General features: G+C 70.4%; 13 protein-coding genes. 8 read left to right on the plus strand and 5 right to left on the minus strand.

Annotated elements, in window-relative coordinates; all coding sequences use genetic code 11:
* Positions 1-47 precede the first annotated feature (47 nt).
* Genes egtA through egtD form a run of 4 tightly spaced genes read left to right on the plus strand, consistent with a single transcriptional unit; the run spans position 48 to position 4,427 of the window.
* Positions 48-1,364 (plus strand): ergothioneine biosynthesis glutamate--cysteine ligase EgtA, encoded by a 1,317-nt coding sequence (egtA, locus tag ACF1B9_RS15800; protein ID WP_391743727.1) that lies wholly within the window; start codon positions 48-50, stop codon positions 1,362-1,364.
* Positions 1,361-2,713: an ergothioneine biosynthesis protein EgtB gene (gene egtB / locus ACF1B9_RS15805; RefSeq protein WP_391743725.1), complete on the plus strand. Its 1,353-nt coding sequence runs from the start codon at positions 1,361-1,363 to the stop codon at positions 2,711-2,713. The genes egtA and egtB overlap by 4 nt, the downstream gene beginning before the upstream one ends.
* Positions 2,713-3,468 carry an ergothioneine biosynthesis protein EgtC gene (egtC, locus tag ACF1B9_RS15810; protein ID WP_391743724.1) on the plus strand — a complete coding sequence of 252 codons (756 nt, stop codon included), beginning with the start codon at positions 2,713-2,715 and terminating at the stop codon, positions 3,466-3,468. Before egtB ends, egtC begins: the two co-directional genes overlap by 1 nt.
* Entirely contained in the window at positions 3,465-4,427 is a 963-nt protein-coding gene (gene egtD / locus ACF1B9_RS15815) for an L-histidine N(alpha)-methyltransferase (protein ID WP_391743723.1), read from the plus strand. Before egtC ends, egtD begins: the two co-directional genes overlap by 4 nt.
* Here egtD and ACF1B9_RS15820 read toward each other — a convergent pair.
* The 3 genes from ACF1B9_RS15820 to ACF1B9_RS15830 all read right to left on the minus strand — a co-directional run bounded on the left by ACF1B9_RS15820 (position 4,370) and on the right by ACF1B9_RS15830 (position 7,522).
* Complete coding sequence (locus tag ACF1B9_RS15820) at positions 4,370-5,257, minus strand: lysophospholipid acyltransferase family protein (protein WP_391743721.1); 888 nt, start codon at positions 5,255-5,257, stop codon at positions 4,370-4,372. The genes egtD and ACF1B9_RS15820 overlap by 58 nt on opposite strands.
* Positions 5,254-6,072 carry a GNAT family N-acetyltransferase gene (locus ACF1B9_RS15825; RefSeq protein ID WP_391743720.1) on the minus strand — a complete coding sequence of 273 codons (819 nt, stop codon included), beginning with the start codon at positions 6,070-6,072 and terminating at the stop codon, positions 5,254-5,256. The genes ACF1B9_RS15820 and ACF1B9_RS15825 overlap by 4 nt, the downstream gene beginning before the upstream one ends.
* 193 nt (positions 6,073-6,265) lie before the next feature.
* Positions 6,266-7,522: an extracellular solute-binding protein gene (locus ACF1B9_RS15830; protein WP_391743718.1), complete on the minus strand. Its 1,257-nt coding sequence runs from the start codon at positions 7,520-7,522 to the stop codon at positions 6,266-6,268.
* A 201-nt stretch (positions 7,523-7,723) separates the two neighbouring features.
* Between ACF1B9_RS15830 and ACF1B9_RS15835 the strand changes: the two genes are divergently transcribed.
* A complete protein-coding gene (locus ACF1B9_RS15835; protein WP_391743716.1) occupies positions 7,724-7,948 on the plus strand; it encodes a dodecin in 225 nt (74 codons plus the stop codon).
* Positions 7,949-7,999: 51 nt separating this feature from the next.
* Here the strand turns inward: ACF1B9_RS15835 and ACF1B9_RS15840 are convergent, their stop codons facing one another.
* Both ACF1B9_RS15840 and ACF1B9_RS15845 read right to left on the minus strand, forming a co-directional pair.
* Positions 8,000-8,485 carry a hypothetical protein gene (locus tag ACF1B9_RS15840; RefSeq protein ID WP_391743714.1) on the minus strand — a complete coding sequence of 162 codons (486 nt, stop codon included), beginning with the start codon at positions 8,483-8,485 and terminating at the stop codon, positions 8,000-8,002.
* A 12-nt stretch (positions 8,486-8,497) separates the two neighbouring features.
* A complete protein-coding gene (locus ACF1B9_RS15845; protein WP_391743712.1) occupies positions 8,498-9,577 on the minus strand; it encodes a hypothetical protein in 1,080 nt (359 codons plus the stop codon).
* 252 nt (positions 9,578-9,829) lie between these two features.
* Between ACF1B9_RS15845 and ACF1B9_RS15850 the strand changes: the two genes are divergently transcribed.
* The 3 genes from ACF1B9_RS15850 to ACF1B9_RS15860 all read left to right on the plus strand — a co-directional run bounded on the left by ACF1B9_RS15850 (position 9,830) and on the right by ACF1B9_RS15860 (position 15,861).
* Positions 9,830-11,221, plus strand: a complete 1,392-nt coding sequence (locus tag ACF1B9_RS15850) for a polysaccharide pyruvyl transferase family protein (protein ID WP_391743711.1) — start codon at positions 9,830-9,832, stop codon at positions 11,219-11,221.
* A 214-nt stretch (positions 11,222-11,435) separates the two neighbouring features.
* Positions 11,436-13,859 (plus strand): excinuclease ABC subunit UvrA, encoded by a 2,424-nt coding sequence (gene uvrA, locus ACF1B9_RS15855; RefSeq protein WP_391743709.1) that lies wholly within the window; start codon positions 11,436-11,438, stop codon positions 13,857-13,859.
* 238 nt (positions 13,860-14,097) lie between these two features.
* The gene (locus ACF1B9_RS15860; protein ID WP_391743707.1) at positions 14,098-15,861 is read left to right on the plus strand and encodes a glycosyl hydrolase family 18 protein; all 1,764 of its coding nucleotides are present in this window, start codon (positions 14,098-14,100) and stop codon (positions 15,859-15,861) included.
* The last annotated feature ends 65 nt before the right edge of the window (positions 15,862-15,926 follow it).

Consider the following 15,926-nt stretch of genomic DNA (forward strand, 5'->3'; position numbering starts at 1 on the left):
TAAGGGTTTGGCTGGGACGGACGAACCGAGAACAAGGAGGCCCCGGCATGTCATCCGACACACCCGGCCACGGTCCGCCCGGCCAGGCCCCGCCCCTCGGCGAGGGCGAGACGGAGGACTTACTGCGCTGCATCTGTTTCAAGACCGGACCGCCCCGGACGGTCGGCGTCGAACTCGAATGGCTCATTCACCACCGGGATCTGCCCCGCGTCCCCGTCCCCCACCACCGTCTCGACGCGGCTGCCGCGATCCTCCGGGCCCTGCCCCTGAGCGCGGCGCTCACCTTCGAGCCCGGCGGCCAGCTGGAGCTCAGCTCGCGCCCCGCCGACTCCCTGATGGCGTGCATCGACGCCATGGCCGCCGATCTCGCCGCTGTGCGTGACGCCCTGGACCGGGTGGATCTCGTACCGGTGGGGCTCGGCCTCGATCCGTGGCATCCCCCGCGCCGTCTGCTGCACGAGCCGCGCTACGACGCCATGGAGATCTCGTTCGACCGGTCGGGACCGGCCGGCCGCGCCATGATGTGCACCACCGCGTCCGTCCAGGTCTGCCTGGACGCGGGAGAGGAGGAACCCGGTCCGCTCGGCTACGCGCGGCGCTGGCAGCTGTGTCATCTGCTGGGCGCGGTGCTGGTCGCGGTGTTCGCGAACTCTCCTCTCCGGTGCGGGCGCCCGACGCCGTGGCGGTCCACCCGGCAGTCGCTCTGGGCCGACCTCGACCCATGGCGGCCGCTGGCACCGTCCGGTCATCTGCCGCCCCGCGACGCCTGGGCCGCACACGTCCTGGACACACCGGTGATGTGCATCCGGCAGGACGAGGGGCCGTGGGCCGTACCGGAGGCTCTGACCTTCCGCGAGTGGATCCGTACCGGCGTGCCGAGACCGCCTGTGCGCGATGACCTCGACTACCACATCAGCACACTGTTTCCACCCGTTCGCCCGCGCGGACATCTGGAGCTGCGCATGATCGACGCGCAGCTCGGCAGGGACGGGTGGCTGGTGCCGCTCGCCGTCACCACCGCTCTGTTCGACGACCCGGAGGCCGCCGAGACCGTGTACCGCACCGTCAAACCGCTGGCCGAGACGGCGGGGCCCTCGCCCGCGCCGCGCAATCCGCTCTGGACGGGCGCCGCCCGCGACGGCCTGACCGATCCCGAACTGCGGGCGGCGGCCACCGTCTGTTTCCGGCTCGCGCTGGAGGCACTGCCCCGGATGGGCGCGAGCACGGCGGTGCAGGAGGCGGTGGCGGACTTCAACGACCGCTACGTCGCCCGGGGCCGATGTCCCGCGGACGCTCTTCCGAATCTGCTCGCGCCGGGCGAGGCGGGCGGCTCGGGCCACCACGTCGAGGGGTTCCTCTCATGACCGACTCCCCCACACCCGCTCCGTCCGGCCCCACCGGACCGGACGAGGCGGACACCGAGGCGCTCCGGCAGCGTGCACTCGCCGCACTGCTCACCGCGCGCGAACGCACCACGCTTCTCACCGACAGTGTGGACGACCGTGAACTGACTTCCCAGCACTCGCCGTTGATGTCCCCTCTGGTGTGGGACCTCGCACACATCGGCAATCAGGAGGAGCTGTGGCTGCTGCGCGCGGTGGCCGGAAGGGAGGCGATGCGTCCGGAGATCGACGGGCTGTACGACGCCTTCGAGCACCCCCGGGCGACCCGCCCCTCGCTGCCGCTGCTGCCGCCCGCGGAGGCCCGTTTCTACGCCGCGGAGGTGCGCGGACGCGCACTGGACGTCCTCGACGGCACGGCGCTGCACGGTGATCGTCCGCTGGTGCGGTCCGGTTTCGCCTTCGGCATGATCGCCCAGCACGAACAGCAGCATGACGAAACGATGCTGATCACACATCAGTTGAGGTCGGGTCCCGCCGTCCTGACCGCACCACTGCCCCCCACCCCCGTCGACGCGACGGAGCTTGCCACCGAAGTCCTGGTCCCCGGTGGTCCGTTCACCATGGGCACGTCCACCGAACCCTGGGCGCTGGACAATGAGCGCCCCGCCCATGTGCGCGACGTACCGGGCTTCTTCATCGACACGACGCCGGTCACCTGCGGCGCGTACCAGCGGTTCATCGAGGACGGCGGCTACACCGAGGAGCGCTGGTGGGCCCCCGACGGGTGGGCGATGGTCCGTGAGCACGAACTGACCGGTCCGTTGTTCTGGCACCGGGACGCCGGCCAGTGGCTGCGTCGTCGCTTCGGAGTGACCGAGGCTGTGCCCGGGAACGAACCCGTGCTCCACGTCAGCTGGTACGAGGCGGACGCGTACGCCCGGTGGGCGGGGCGGCGGCTGCCCTCGGAGGCGGAGTGGGAGAAGGCGGCACGCCATGACCCGGCGTCGGGGCGTTCGCTGCGCTATCCGTGGGGCGACGAGGACCCGACCCCCGAGCGGGCCAACCTGGGCCAGCGCCATCTGCGGCCCGCTGCCGCCGGGGCGTACGCGGCCGGCCGGTCACCGCTGGGCGTGGGGCAGTTGATCGGTGACGTGTGGGAATGGACGTCGAGCGACTTCCTTCCCTACCCGGGATTCTCGGCGTTCCCGTACCGCGAGTACTCCGAGGTGTTCTTCGGTCCGGCCCACAAGGTGCTGCGCGGCGGTTCGTTCGCCGTGGACCCAGTGGCGTGCCGAGGGACGTTCCGTAACTGGGACCTGCCGGTGCGGCGCCAGATCTTCTCCGGTTTCCGTACCGCGAGGGGGCTCTGATGTGTCGTCATATCGCCTACGTGGGGCCTCCGGTAGCTCTCGGTGAACTGCTGACACGCCCGCCCCACAGTCTTGTGCGCCAGTCCTGGGCGCCGAGGCACCAACGGTACGGGGCCGTCAACGCCGACGGTTTCGGCGTCGGCTGGTACGCGGACGGCGATCCGGTGCCCGGACGCTACCGGCGCGCGGGTCCGGTCTGGGGCGATCAGACATTCGCCGACCTGGCCAGAGTGGTGCACAGTTCGGCGCTGCTCGCCGCGGTGCGCGACGCCACCGAGGCGGGCGCCGACGGCGAAGCGGCCGCCGCGCCGTTCGCCGACGGGCGGTTGCTGTTCAGCCACAACGGTGCGGTGAAGGGCTGGCCCGGCTCGATGGCGCCGCTCGCCGCCTCGCTGCCCCCGGCCGAACTGCTCACGCTCACGGCCCGCTGCGACTCGGCCCTGGTCTGGGCCCTCGTACGGCACCGCCTCGCCGACGGCGACGAACTGCCGCAGGCGGTGGCCGACACCGTGCTCGACGTGGCGGCGGCGGCGCCGGAAGCACGGTTGAATCTGCTGCTCACCGATGGCACGGCGATCGTGGCGACGGCCTGGGGCGACACCCTGTGGTACCTCGCCGAACCCGGCCTGCGCACGGTCGTCGCCTCGGAGCCGTACGACGACGATCCGCACTGGCGCGCGGTCCCCGATCGGACGTTGCTGGCCGCGACCCGCGCCGAAGTCCTGCTGACCCCGCTCAAGGAGCCCGCCGAGTGAGTCCCTTTCTGCTGACCCGCACCCTGCCGGTGGACGCCACGGACGCGGCGCTGCGCGCCGATGTCCTGCACGGCCTGACCCGGCAACCGAAGTCGCTGCCGCCCAAGTGGTTCTACGACGCGCACGGCAGTGAACTGTTCGAGGAGATCACCCGGCTTCCCGAGTACTACCCGACCCGCGCCGAGCGCGAGATCCTGATCGGCCGCGCCGAGGAGATCGCCGGGGCGTCCGGGGCCCGGACCCTGATCGAGCTGGGGTCGGGATCGTCGGAGAAGACCCGGCACCTGCTGGACGCGTTGCCCGGGCTGCGCAGCTACGTGCCGGTCGATGTGAGCGAGAGCGCGCTGCACGGAGCTTCCGAAGCCCTGCTCGCGCAGCGGCCCGGTCTCTCCGTGCATGCCCTGATCGCCGACTTCACGGGCGGTCTCGCGTTGCCCGGCACCCCGGGGCCGCGGCTGATCGCGTTCCTGGGGGGCACGATCGGCAATCTTCTGCCCGCCGAGCGGGCGGTGTTCCTGAAATCGGTGCGGTCGCTGCTGTTCCCGGGCGACGCGCTGCTGCTCGGCACGGATCTGGTGAAGGACGAGGAGGTGCTGGTCGCCGCGTACGACGACGCGGCCGGGGTGACTGCCGAGTTCAACAAGAACGTACTGAGGGTGGTGAACCGGGAGTTGGGCGGGGACTTCGACCCGTCCGGCTTCGACCACGTGGCGCTGTGGGATCCGGAACGCGAATGGATCGAGATGCGGCTGCGGGCCCGTGAGCCGCTCACGGTGAAGATCCCGGACCTGGATCTGGTGGTGTCCTTCGAGGCCGGTGAGGAGTTGCGTACGGAGGTGTCGGCCAAGTTCCGCAAGGAGGGCGTGCGGGCCGAACTCGCCGCGGCCGGCTTGAGGATGGATCAGTGGTGGACGGATTCCGCGGACCGGTTCGCGCTGTCGTTGGCGACGGCGCTCTGAGCGAGCCGGGCCAGGGCGCGGCGGTCCGGCCCGTCACCCGCCGGGATCGGCGGCAGGACGCGGATCTCGGCGGTCAGCCCCGCCGCCGTCACCACTCGCCACAGTGAGGCGGTCAGCGGATCGTCGCCGACGAAGGCGGCCGCACCGGCCGGGGCGTTGTGCTCCGCCGGTGCGGAGCCGTCGTGACCGGGCGGCCGGGCGGCGGCCGAGCCGTGCGGAGGCGGGGTGCGATAGCTGATGCGTACCGGCCGGACGGTGGCGTCCGCGTCGATCGCCGCCTGGAACACAGCGGGGCCGAACCTGCCGCCGCCGCGCCCGCACCAGGTGGTGCCCTCCGGAAAGACGACCACCCGTGAACCACCGTGCAGCGCCGCCGCGATGCGGCCCACCGTCGCGGGCAGTGTGCGGAACCGGTCGCGTTCGACGAAGAGCGTGCCGCCGGCGGCGGCGAGCCGGCCGAGCAGCGGCCAGTTGCGTATCTCGCTCTTGGCCAGCATCCGGCCGGGGAACACGGCCGCGACGAGCGGGATGTCCAGCCACGAGATGTGGTTCGCGACGATGAGCCCGCCCGGTGCGACCGCCTCGGGTGCGCCGACGACCCGCACGCGCACTCCGAAGGCCCGCACGACCCCGTACGCCCAGCGCCGGATCAGCCTCTCCCGCTGTGCCGCACCGAGCATCAGCGCGAACGGGGCACCCAGCGCCCCGGCCAGGACGAACGCGCACCCGGCGAGCAGCAGGGCCACGGCCGCCGGTCGGCCCCGCACGCGGCCGTCGTGACCGGCGCAGGCGAGCGGGGTGCAGGGTGCGGTGGGCAGCCAGGGGTTCATCGCAGCGGGGCGAGGGCGAGGAAGTGGCGCAGATAGCGGGGGTCGGTACGGCGCAACGACAGCAGCACGTACAGGTCTGCGACGTTGAAGTCGGGGTCGTACGCGGGTGCACCGCAGACCCATGCGCCCAGTCGCAGGTAGCCGCGGAGCAGCGGCGGGAGCGTGGCGAGTCCGGTGGGCACCGCTCCCCCTTCTTCGGCTCCGGCGGCGGTGTACTGCCAGAGGCGGTGCGGAGTGACCCAGTGGTCCTCGGGTGCCAGGTGCTTCGTCCGTACGGTCTCCCACGCTCCGGCCGCCGCGACGCCGCCGTCGGCGAGGGGGATCGAGCAGCAGCCGGCCAGCCAGTTGTGCCCGGTGCGTTCCATGTAGCGGGCGAGTCCGGCCCAGATCAGCGCGATGACGGCGCCGTCCCGGTGGGCGGGGTGGACGCAGGACCGGCCGACCTCTACCAGGTCGTCGCGGATGGCGCCGAGCCGTCCTAGGTCGAACTCGCTCTCCGCGTACAGACGCCCGGCGATCCGTGCCCGGTCGGGCGGCAGCAGACGGTAGGTGGCGACGACGTCGCCAGTGGTCTCCTCCCGTACCAGCAGGTGGTCGCAGTACGCGTCGAACGCATCGCTGTCCAGGCCGGGTTCCGCTCCGTCCAGCCTGGCGCCGAGCTCGCCGGCGAAGACCTGGTGGCGCAGGCGCTGGGCGGCGCGCACCTCGTCCTGGTCCACGGCGAGGGACACCCGGTAGCGCGCCGGGGCGGGAGGGACGGGCTGCGCGGGAACGACGGGGGCGGCGGGGAGGGAGGTGACGGGCAGCGCGTTCATGACGGTCTCCGGGGACGGATCGGCAAGGGCGGCCGCCGGGCCGTCGCGCTGCTGCGAAGGCCCGGCCCCTTACTTCTTCCGTGACCGGCTGGATTCGACGTGACCGCATGGGAGAGCCGGGATGTGCGAAGGCTGAATCCCAGGTGTGCCCGGCCGGGGACCGGGTTCCCGCCACGGACCGGAGCCGCTCGCGTCAGCCGCCCGCGAGCTGTTCGGTGATCTTCTCAGACGCGGCCTTCGCCTCCGCCTGCGGGTCGCCGCCCTCCAGGACCGCTGTCATGTACGGCTTGATCGGATTGACGGCCTCGACATCCGCCCACTGCGGCGCGTTGGGGGTCGCACGTCCCTTCGTGGCTCCCCGGGCCATCGCGGCGGTGCCCTCCTGTCCCACGATGACACGCGCGAGACCGGGCTTGTTGGGCACGTAGCTCATGGCCTTCGCGAGTTCTTCCTGCCACTTCTGGCCGGCGAGCGCCTTGATCACATCGATGCCCGCGGCGCGCTGGCTCGCCTTCTCCGGCACGATCAGATCGGATCCGCCGGTGAAGACGGAGCCGGGAGACTTCGTGGTCTTGCCCGGGATCGGGAAGTAGCCCAGCTTTCCCTTGAGTTCAGGGTTCAGCTGCTCGATCTGCGCGGCGGCGCCGGGTACCGAGATGATCTGCGCGACGTCGCCCTCGGCGAAGACCTTGGCCTGCGGGGGCCTTTCCTCGTCCGCGTTCTTGGGGCCGTCACCGAGCGCCTGGAGTTGCTTGTAGAAGCTCATGCCCCTGAGCGCGCCGGGGCTGTCCAGGGTGCCTTCCCAGCTGCCGCCCCTCTCCTCGGCCAGTTCGCCGCCCTCGTCCCAGATGAATCCGGCGAGGACGTACCAGTTCTGGCCCGCGAGGTAGATGCCCTGATTGCCGTTCCGGTTCAGTTGGGCGCTGTCCGCGATCCACTCGTCCCGGGTCTTCGGCGGGCTGGTGATACCTGCCTGCTCGAAGAGATCCTTGTTGTAGATCACCACTCGATTGGCCGCGTACCAGGGAATGCCGTACTGGACGCCCTCGATACTGCCCGGGTCGGCGAGGCCCGGCAGCCATTCCTCGCTGCCGAGGTCGCGCACGGACTCCAGAGTGAGGTCGCTCAGTCCGCCGCTCTCCGCGTACTGGGAGACCTGGGTGTTGCCGACCTCGATGACGTCCGGGGTGTCCTTGCCCTTGAGCGCGTCGATGACCTTCGGGCCGATGCCGCTCCAGCTCTGGATCTTGAACTCCAGTTCGATGGAAGGGTGCTCGTCGCGGTACGCCTTGGTGAAGCGCTCCAGGAAATCGGCGGACACACTGTCCTTCATCAGCCAGATCGTGACCTTCTTGCCGCCCGACGCCTCCGAGCCCGAGACGAAGTCGCATCCGCCCAGCGCAAAGGTGGAAACGAGCGCGACGGCTCCGACGAGTATGCGGTTCTTCACCAGGTTCACCTTCTGCGAAACGGCACGACAAAATCCAGGACCCGGTGTGGGGGACTGCGGGCGGCGCTCGCACGGGCGTGGCTGGATTTTGGTATGGACCATTGGTTTGGTCAAGGCCCGTTCATCACACATTCTGCACACCGACCCCTCGCGCACCCGGTCCGGGTGGGGCACCGTGATAAGGAGGAGAGGAGACATAACATGTCGAATCACACCTATCGGGTTACCGAGATCGTGGGAACCTCCCATGAAGGCGTCGACGACGCCATCCGCAGGGGCATCGCCAGAGCTTCGGAAACGTTGCACAATCTCGACTGGTTCGAGATCACGCAGGTTCGCGGAGACATCAAGGATGGCCGAATCGAGCACTACCAGGTGGGCCTGAAAGTGGGCTTCCGACTCGACGAACCGAGCTACGCTCCCTGATGCCGCCCGCGGCACCAGCACCCCCGTCCACACCAGCCGGTCACACCGGATTCAGGTTCGGCCCTCGCGCTCCTGCGCGTCCTTGAGGGCGGGCGACACCTGCGCCCAACGGGCCCGCACCACGGCGAATCCGGCCCGCTCCGCCGCGTCGCAGACGAGTTCGTCGTCGACCAGCATCCGCACCTCACGGTCCCGCCCCAGCCGTCGCAGGATCTCCAGCTTGGTGTGCCGGGCGGGCCTGCGGTCGTCGTTGCGGCGCATGTACAACCGCCCCTCGGGCAGGCCCTGTTCCGCCAGCCATGCCACGGTGTCGCGACGGCACCGCTCGGGCCGACCGGTGAGATACCTGATCTCGCAGTCCTCGGCGCTGCTCAGCGCCAGCCGGACGCCTTCGGACAGCGGCGGGTCGTCGACGGCGGCGGAGAAGAAGCTGTCCCAGTCGCGTCGGGGACCCTCCAGGCAGTGCTGCCGGTGGCCGCTGTCGGCGAGCGTGCCGTCCAGGTCGAATACGGCCAGGGGCCGGTGGTCGCTGCTCACGCCCCCAGCAAATCAGACCAACGCCACTATCAGCAGCACCAGCACGACCACACCGGCCACCACAGCGGCGGCCCGCAGGGACCGGCGCCTCGACCAGATCGGGACGACCTCCGGCCCCTCGCGTCCGGGGAAGACGTAGAAGACGTGGTCGGGATCGTCGGGATGGGTGACCACGGCCGATTGCAGCCAGCCGATGTCGACGCGCCTGGCCACCTCGCCCCGGCGCGGCGTCAGAGCCGATTCGACCGCCGCGAGATGGGCAGGGTCCAGGCCGTCGGGCAGCGGGGCACCGGCCGAGCCCAGAGTGACCCGCTGCCACGCGCCGGCACGGCCGGCCTGCTGCCGGAAGCGCAGCGGCGGCGCCGGCTCCGGCAGTCTCAACGAGGACCGGTCGGGGGCCTGCCCGACCGATCCCCCGGTCCAGCGGGTGACCAGGCCCGTGCCGTCGCAGGCGTCGTGCGCCGTCGATCCCTCCCCCGAGCAGACCGGGCAGACCCGGAAGCCCGTGTCATCGCACTTCGGACACCTCTTGGCACCCCATCCCCGACATTCCGGACAAGCAGTGCGGGGCTTACGGCACTTCACACAGGCGGTCCGACCGGCAGCGGACTTCTGCCGTGCCGACTGGGGCGGCGTTCGGTCCTTGCGGCGTTCGCCGGTGCCGTCGCACCAGGTACACGGCTCGACGCCCTCGCAGGCCGGGCACACCGGGCCGATGTCGCAGCGCAGCCTTCCCCTGGCCCGGCAGCGCGAGCAGGGCTGCCGTCCCCCGTCGCAGCCACAGGGCACCGTTCTCACCGAACCGCGGAGCACGAGTTCCACCGTCCGCGACACCCCCGGGTCCTTCGGCGGATCGACCGGATGATCGCGCAGGTCACCTTCGTACTCGGCCCGCTTCGACGTGTCGTACGTGCCGGGCCTGGACTCCGGCCGCGTGGTGCGGGTCTCCACGCAGCGGACGATGCGCAGGTCGAGCATCGGGAGCCGGGTGATGTCGGCGCCGGTCCGCCGCAGTTGCGGCCCCTGTCCCGGTCGGCCGATGTGCCGGGCGACGGCTTCGAGGATGTCGTTCTCGGACAGTGCGTCGACCATGACGGCGCTTCCACCTCCCCGGTAGGCGCACCCACAGGCGGAACGCAGCGTACGGCGGGGCCGCCCGGCACTCAAGAGGGCGTCAGAAGAGCGTCGCCGACGCACTGCAGGACGGTTCCGAGAAGTCGCACCCCGACCTCACCCCGTTCGTGCGCGGATGTGTGATCATGTACCCACGTTCCGTGTAGACCGTAAAAGGTTGTACAGGATGCGCATGGAACCAAAAGCATTCGTAAAGCTATATTCAGCTTTGTGGCATCCAACGTTAACCATGTGAAGCGAATACTCCTGCGTTCAGGGAAGAGCCCCTACGACGTCGTCCCTGTCGAGCGCGCTCTCCACGAGGACGTGTTCGCCACCAACTCGGGCAACCTGATCTTCAGCGATGCCGCCCACAAGATTTTGGAGACGCCGCGTTCGGAAGTGGTGTCGAACGGCATCACCACCAGGGTCGCCGACGCCGACCGCATCAACAGCGAGTTCGACGTCTTCGTCATCCCGCTCGCCAACGCCTTCCGGCCGTCCTTCGAGCGCCAGCTGGAGCGTCTGACCCAGCTCATCTCGAAGCTCAAGATCCCGGTCGTCGTGCCGGGCGTGGGTGCCCAGACCGGCGTCAACTACTCCGCGGACCGGCTGCGTCCCATGCAGTCCACGGTCTACGCGTTCGTCTCCGCCGTGCTCGACCACAGCGCCTCGATCGGTGTGCGCGGGGAGTTCACCGAGCGGTATCTGCGGGACATGGGCTTTCGTGACGTGGACGTCATCGGCTGCCCCTCGATGTTCCTCAACGGCACCAGGCTCGACATCCGGAAGAGCGGCCGGGCGCTCGGGCCCGACTCGCGGATCTCCGTCAACGGATCCCACGACGCCGTGCGGAAGCACAAGCTCGGGCGGATCATCAACCGCACCCACGCCCGCTACCCCCATCTCCGGTTCATCGGCCAGAACCTCTCCGAAGCACGTCAGCTGCACTGGCGCGACATGTCCCATCAGAACGCCGCGCTGACCGACATCCCCACCCATCCCGACCATCCCATGTACCGGGAGGACAAGGTCCGCGTCTATGTCGACCCGGCCGCCTGGATGGATGACCTACGGGGCTTCGACTTCTCCTTCGGCTCCCGGATCCACGGCAACATCGCGGCGCTGCTGGCCGGCACGCCCGCCACCGTGCTCTGCGGCGACTCCAGGACGCTGGAGCTGTGCCGCTACTTCGACATCCCGCACCGGATGCTCGCCAAGGCCCCCTCAGATCTCGACCCCGCCGAGCTCTACGCCGAGGCCGACTTCGGACCGCTGACACACGGCCACCAGGAACGGTTCGACCGGTTCATGAACTTCCTGGACAAGAACGGCCTGGAGAACACCTTCACCCACGGGGACGGCGGTGCTGCCTTCGAGGAGCGGATGAGCGGGCTGGCCTTCCCGCCGGGCATCCGCCCGTGGGTCGGCGCCGACGCCTCCACGATGAGCGCGCGCCTGGGTTGGCTCCAGTCCCAGCTGACGGACCTCACCGAGCAGAACAACCAGCTCAAGCGGAAGCTCGCGAAGAACTCCGCGGTGCCGGTCCAGCGCTCCACGTACCAGCGGGCCCGCAGTGTCGTCGGGCGGCCCATCAAGCGCGCGCTGCGTCCGTCCCGCTGAGGTCCTTCGGCCCTGTCCGCCCCCGGTCCGTCGGCGGACAACGGGAGGGCGAGTGTGTCCGTCGTCCGAGGCCGGCCCGCACAGGGCCGGCCTCCGGCTTCTGCGGGTCCGTGCCCGGCAGCAGCCGCCCCCGGACCACTCCCGGCGCCTAGAATCGGAGTGTTTGTCCCCAGGCTGCCGCCTCTGCCCCGATCTCTACGGAGTCCACGCGCCCATGCCCACCCCCCACGATCCGTACGTCCGGGTGCGCGGCGCCCGTGAGCACAATCTCCAGGACGTCTCGGTCGACATCCCGCGCGACACCCTCACCGTGTTCACCGGCGTCTCGGGCTCCGGGAAGTCCTCCCTCGCGTTCGGCACGATCTACGCGGAGGCCCAGCGCCGCTACTTCGAGTCCGTCGCCCCGTACGCCCGTCGGCTGATCCATCAGGTCGGTGCTCCCGCGGTCGGCGAGATCACCGGACTGCCGCCCGCCGTCTCGCTGGAGCAGCGCCGTTCGGCGCCCGGCGCCCGTTCCTCGGTCGGGACGGTCACCACGCTCTCCAACTCCCTGCGCATGTTGTTCTCGCGCGCCGGGAGCTACCCGCCCGGTGCCGAACGGCTGGACTCCGACTCCTTCTCGCCGAACACCGCTGCCGGGGCATGCCCCGAGTGCCACGGTCTCGGCCGCATCCACCGCACCACCGAGGAACTGCTGGTCCCCGACCCCTCGCTGTCGATCCGGGACGGCGCGATCGCCGCCTGGCCGGGGGCCTGGCAGGGCAAGAACCTGCGCGATGTGCTGGACGCGCTCGGCTACGACGTCGACCGCCCGTGGCGCGAGCTGGACGCCGCGGACCGCGAGTGGATCCTGTTCACCGATGAGCAGCCGGTGGTGACCGTCCACCCGGTGCGGGACGCGGGACGCATCCAACGCCCCTACCAGGGCACGTACATGAGCGCCCGCCGCTATGTGCTGCACACCTTCGCGGATTCCAAGAGCCGCACGCTGCGCGCCAAGGCCGAGCGCTTCCTCACCAGTGCCCCCTGCCCGGTCTGCGGTGGCGGCCGGCTGCGCCCGGAGGCGATGGCCGTCACCTTCGCCGGCCGTTCGATCGCCGAACTGGCCGCGCTTGCGCTCACCTCTCTCGCCGAGGTGCTGCGCACGGCGGGCGGGAGCGACACGGCGCGGGTCCTGACGGCGGATCTGCTCGCCCGGATCGAGACGGTCACCGAGCTCGGCCTCGGCTATCTCAGCCTCGACCGCACGGCTCCGACGCTGTCCTCCGGCGAGCTGCAACGGCTGCGCCTCGCCACCCAACTGCGCTCCGGCCTGTTCGGTGTCGTGTATGTACTGGACGAACCGTCGGCCGGTCTGCACCCGGCGGACACCGAGTCGTTGCTGGGAGTGCTGGGCCGACTGAAGGAGGCCGGGAACTCGGTCTTCGTGGTGGAGCATCAGATGGATGTGGTGCGCCGGGCGGACTGGCTGGTCGACGTGGGGCCGCTGGCCGGTGAGCACGGGGGCAGGGTACTGCACAGCGGTCCGCCGGCCGGGCTCGCGGAGGTGACGGAGTCGGCGACCCGGCGCTTCCTCTTCGATGAAGGTCCCGCACCGGTGCGGCAGGTGCGTACACCGTCGGGCTCGCTGAAACTGAACGGGGTCGACCGCCACAATGTGCGAGGGGTGGACGCCGAGTTCCCGCTGGGGGTGTTCACCGCCGTCACCGGCGTCTCGGGGTCCGGGAAGTCGACCCTGGTCGGTCAGGTCCTGGCCGGTGTGCTCGCCGACCGGCAGGTGTCCGCCGCCTCGGGTCCGCCCGCGGAGCTTCCCCCGCCCTGGTGCGCGTCGGCTGAGGGGCTGGAGGCGGTGGACCGCCTCGTGCAGGTCGACCAGAAGCCGATCGGCCGTACCCCCCGTTCCAATCTCGCCACGTACACCGGGCTCTTCGACGTCGTGCGGAAGCTGTTCACCGAGACGGACACGGCGCGCGAACGCGGCTACAAGGCGGGGCGGTTCTCCTTCAATGTGCCGGGCGGGCGGTGCGAGACCTGCCAGGGCGAGGGTTTCGTCTCCGTCGAGCTGCTCTTCCTGCCCAGCACGTACGCGCCCTGCCCGGACTGTCACGGTGCGCGGTACAACCCACAGACCCTGGAGGTCACCCTGCGCGGCCTGGACATCGCGCAGGTCCTGGATCTGACGGTGGAGTCGGCGGCCGGCTTCTTCGCCGGTACGCCCGCCGCCGAGCGCAGTCTGCGGACGCTGCTCGAGGTCGGTCTCGGCTATCTGAGGCTCGGTCAGCCGGCCACGGAGCTGTCGGGCGGCGAGGCTCAGCGGATCAAGCTGGCCGCCGAGCTCCAGCGCACGCGCCGGGGCCACACCCTTTATCTGCTGGACGAGCCGACGACGGGGCTGCATCCCGCCGATGTCGAGGTGCTGATGCGGCAGTTGCACGGACTGGTGGACGCGGGCAACACCGTCGTGGTCGTGGAGCACGACATGGCCGTGGTGGCGGGCGCCGACCGGGTGATCGACCTCGGTCCCGGAGGCGGCGACCGGGGCGGCCGGATCGTGGCGGCGGGATCGCCCACGGAGGTCGCGCGCGCGGAGGGCAGCCGCACCGCGGCGTACCTCAGGGCCTCGCTCCGACTGAGCTGATGACTCAACTCCTTTTCCCCGATGGTGAGTTGCCGCATCAGGCAAGCAATGGGAAATGAAAAGGCAAAGAGCATTGACCGAAGGATGGTCCAGACCAATCATGGGCATGCCTCACGGTCGCTCCATGCCGTGCGGCATGTGACCCCCGGCCGGGAATCACAGGAACGGGCCGCGCCCCCGACCGGGCGCGGCCGAACCGTGCGATCCGCCCGTTGTCTCACCCCGCTGGGAGCACCCCATGAGACGTCCAAGAACACTCGGCGCAGTCCTGAGTGTCCTGGCGACGACCATCGCCTCCGCCGGTCTGGTCCTCGGATCAGGCGTCGGCGCCGAGGCCGCCACGACCGCCGCCACCCCCCTGCCCGCGCATGTCTTCGCCCCGTACTTCGAGGCGTGGAACGGCGACAGCCCGGCCGCGCTCGCGCAGGCGTCCGGTGCCAAGTACCTGACCATGGCCTTCATCCAGACGGAGGCCCGCGGTTCCTGCACCCCCTACTGGAACGGCGATTCGAGCACCCCCATCGCCCAGTCCGAGTTCGGCGCCGACTTCACCACCATGCGGTCGCGCGGCGGCGATGTGATCCCGTCGTTCGGCGGATACACGGCCGACAACGGCGGCACCGAGATCGCCGACAGCTGTACGAACGTCGACTCCATCGCGGCAGCGTACGAGAAGGTCATCACGACCTACGACGTGTCCCGCCTCGACATGGACATCGAGGACAACTCCCTGGAGAACAGCGCCGGTGTCGACCGCCGCAACAAGGCGATCAAGAAGGTCCAGGACTGGGCCGCCGCCAACGGCCGCTCGGTGCAGATCTCCTACACCCTGCCCACCACCACGAGCGGACTCGCGGACAGCGGTCTGGCGGTGCTGGAGAACGCCGTGTCCAACGGCACCAGGGTCGACGTGGTGAACCTGATGACGTTCGACTACTACGACGGCGCCTCGCACAACATGGCGCAGGACACCCAGACGGCGATCACCGGTCTGAAGGGCCAGTTGGCCGCCCTCTACCCGTCGAAGACCGACGCCCAGCTGTGGGGCATGACCGGCATCATCGAGATGCCCGGCATCGACGACTACGGTCCCGCGGAGACCTTCACCACGGCCGACGCGACCTCGGTCTACAACTGGGCCGTCGCCAAGGGCGTCAGCACCCTGTCGTTCTGGGCGCTCCAGCGCGACAACGGAGGCTGCCCCGGCACCGGGGGCAGCGACACCTGTTCCGGAATCGCCCAGGACACCTGGTACTTCTCGCACACCTTCGCGCCGTTCACGAGCGGCGCGGGTCCGGTGACGGACGACTACTCGGTGGCCGTCGCGCCCGGTTCGGCCACGGTCGCGCCCGGTGGCTCCACCACCGCGACCGTGAACACCGCGGTCACCTCCGGCAACGCAAAGACCGTGGCGCTGACGGCGAGCGGAGCTCCCGCCGGCGTGACGGCGACGCTCAGCCCGACCTCGCTCACCGCCGGGGGTACATCGAAGCTGACGGTCAGCGCTTCGGCGTCCGCGGCGCCCGGCACGTACAAGATCGATGTGAACGGTACGGCGGGCGCACTCAGCCATGCGGCGGCCTTCACCCTGACGGTGTCGGGTCCGGGCGGCGGCACGGGCGCCCTGGTGAACGGCGACTTCGAGACGGGTTCGCTGAGCCCTTGGACCTGTGAGTCCGGCGGCTCGGTCGTCTCCACCCCGGTCCACAGCGGTGCGCACGCGCTCGCGGCAACGGCCACCTCGTCGCGGACGGGCGAGTGCGCACAGACGCTCACCCTGTCTCCCCACACCACGTACACGCTGAGCGGTTGGGTGCAGGGCTCCTACGGCTACCTCGGTGTGCGGGGAGACGCCTCGGCGAGCACCTGGGGATCGTCGAGCGGCTACGCCAAGCAGTCGGTGGCGTTCACCACGGGGGCGACCGGGGCGGTGACCGTCTATCTGCACGGCTGGTACGGGCAGGGCACGGTCTACGGTGACGACCTCGCCGTGACGTCCTGACCCGGCGCAGCGGCTGAGACTTCCCGGCCCCGGAGGTGGGCGGCCTCCGGGGCCGGGAAATCGGC

It is taken from the genome of Streptomyces sp. NPDC014727, assembly GCF_043083485.1.
Taxonomy (GTDB): Bacteria; Actinomycetota; Actinomycetes; order Streptomycetales; family Streptomycetaceae; genus Streptomyces.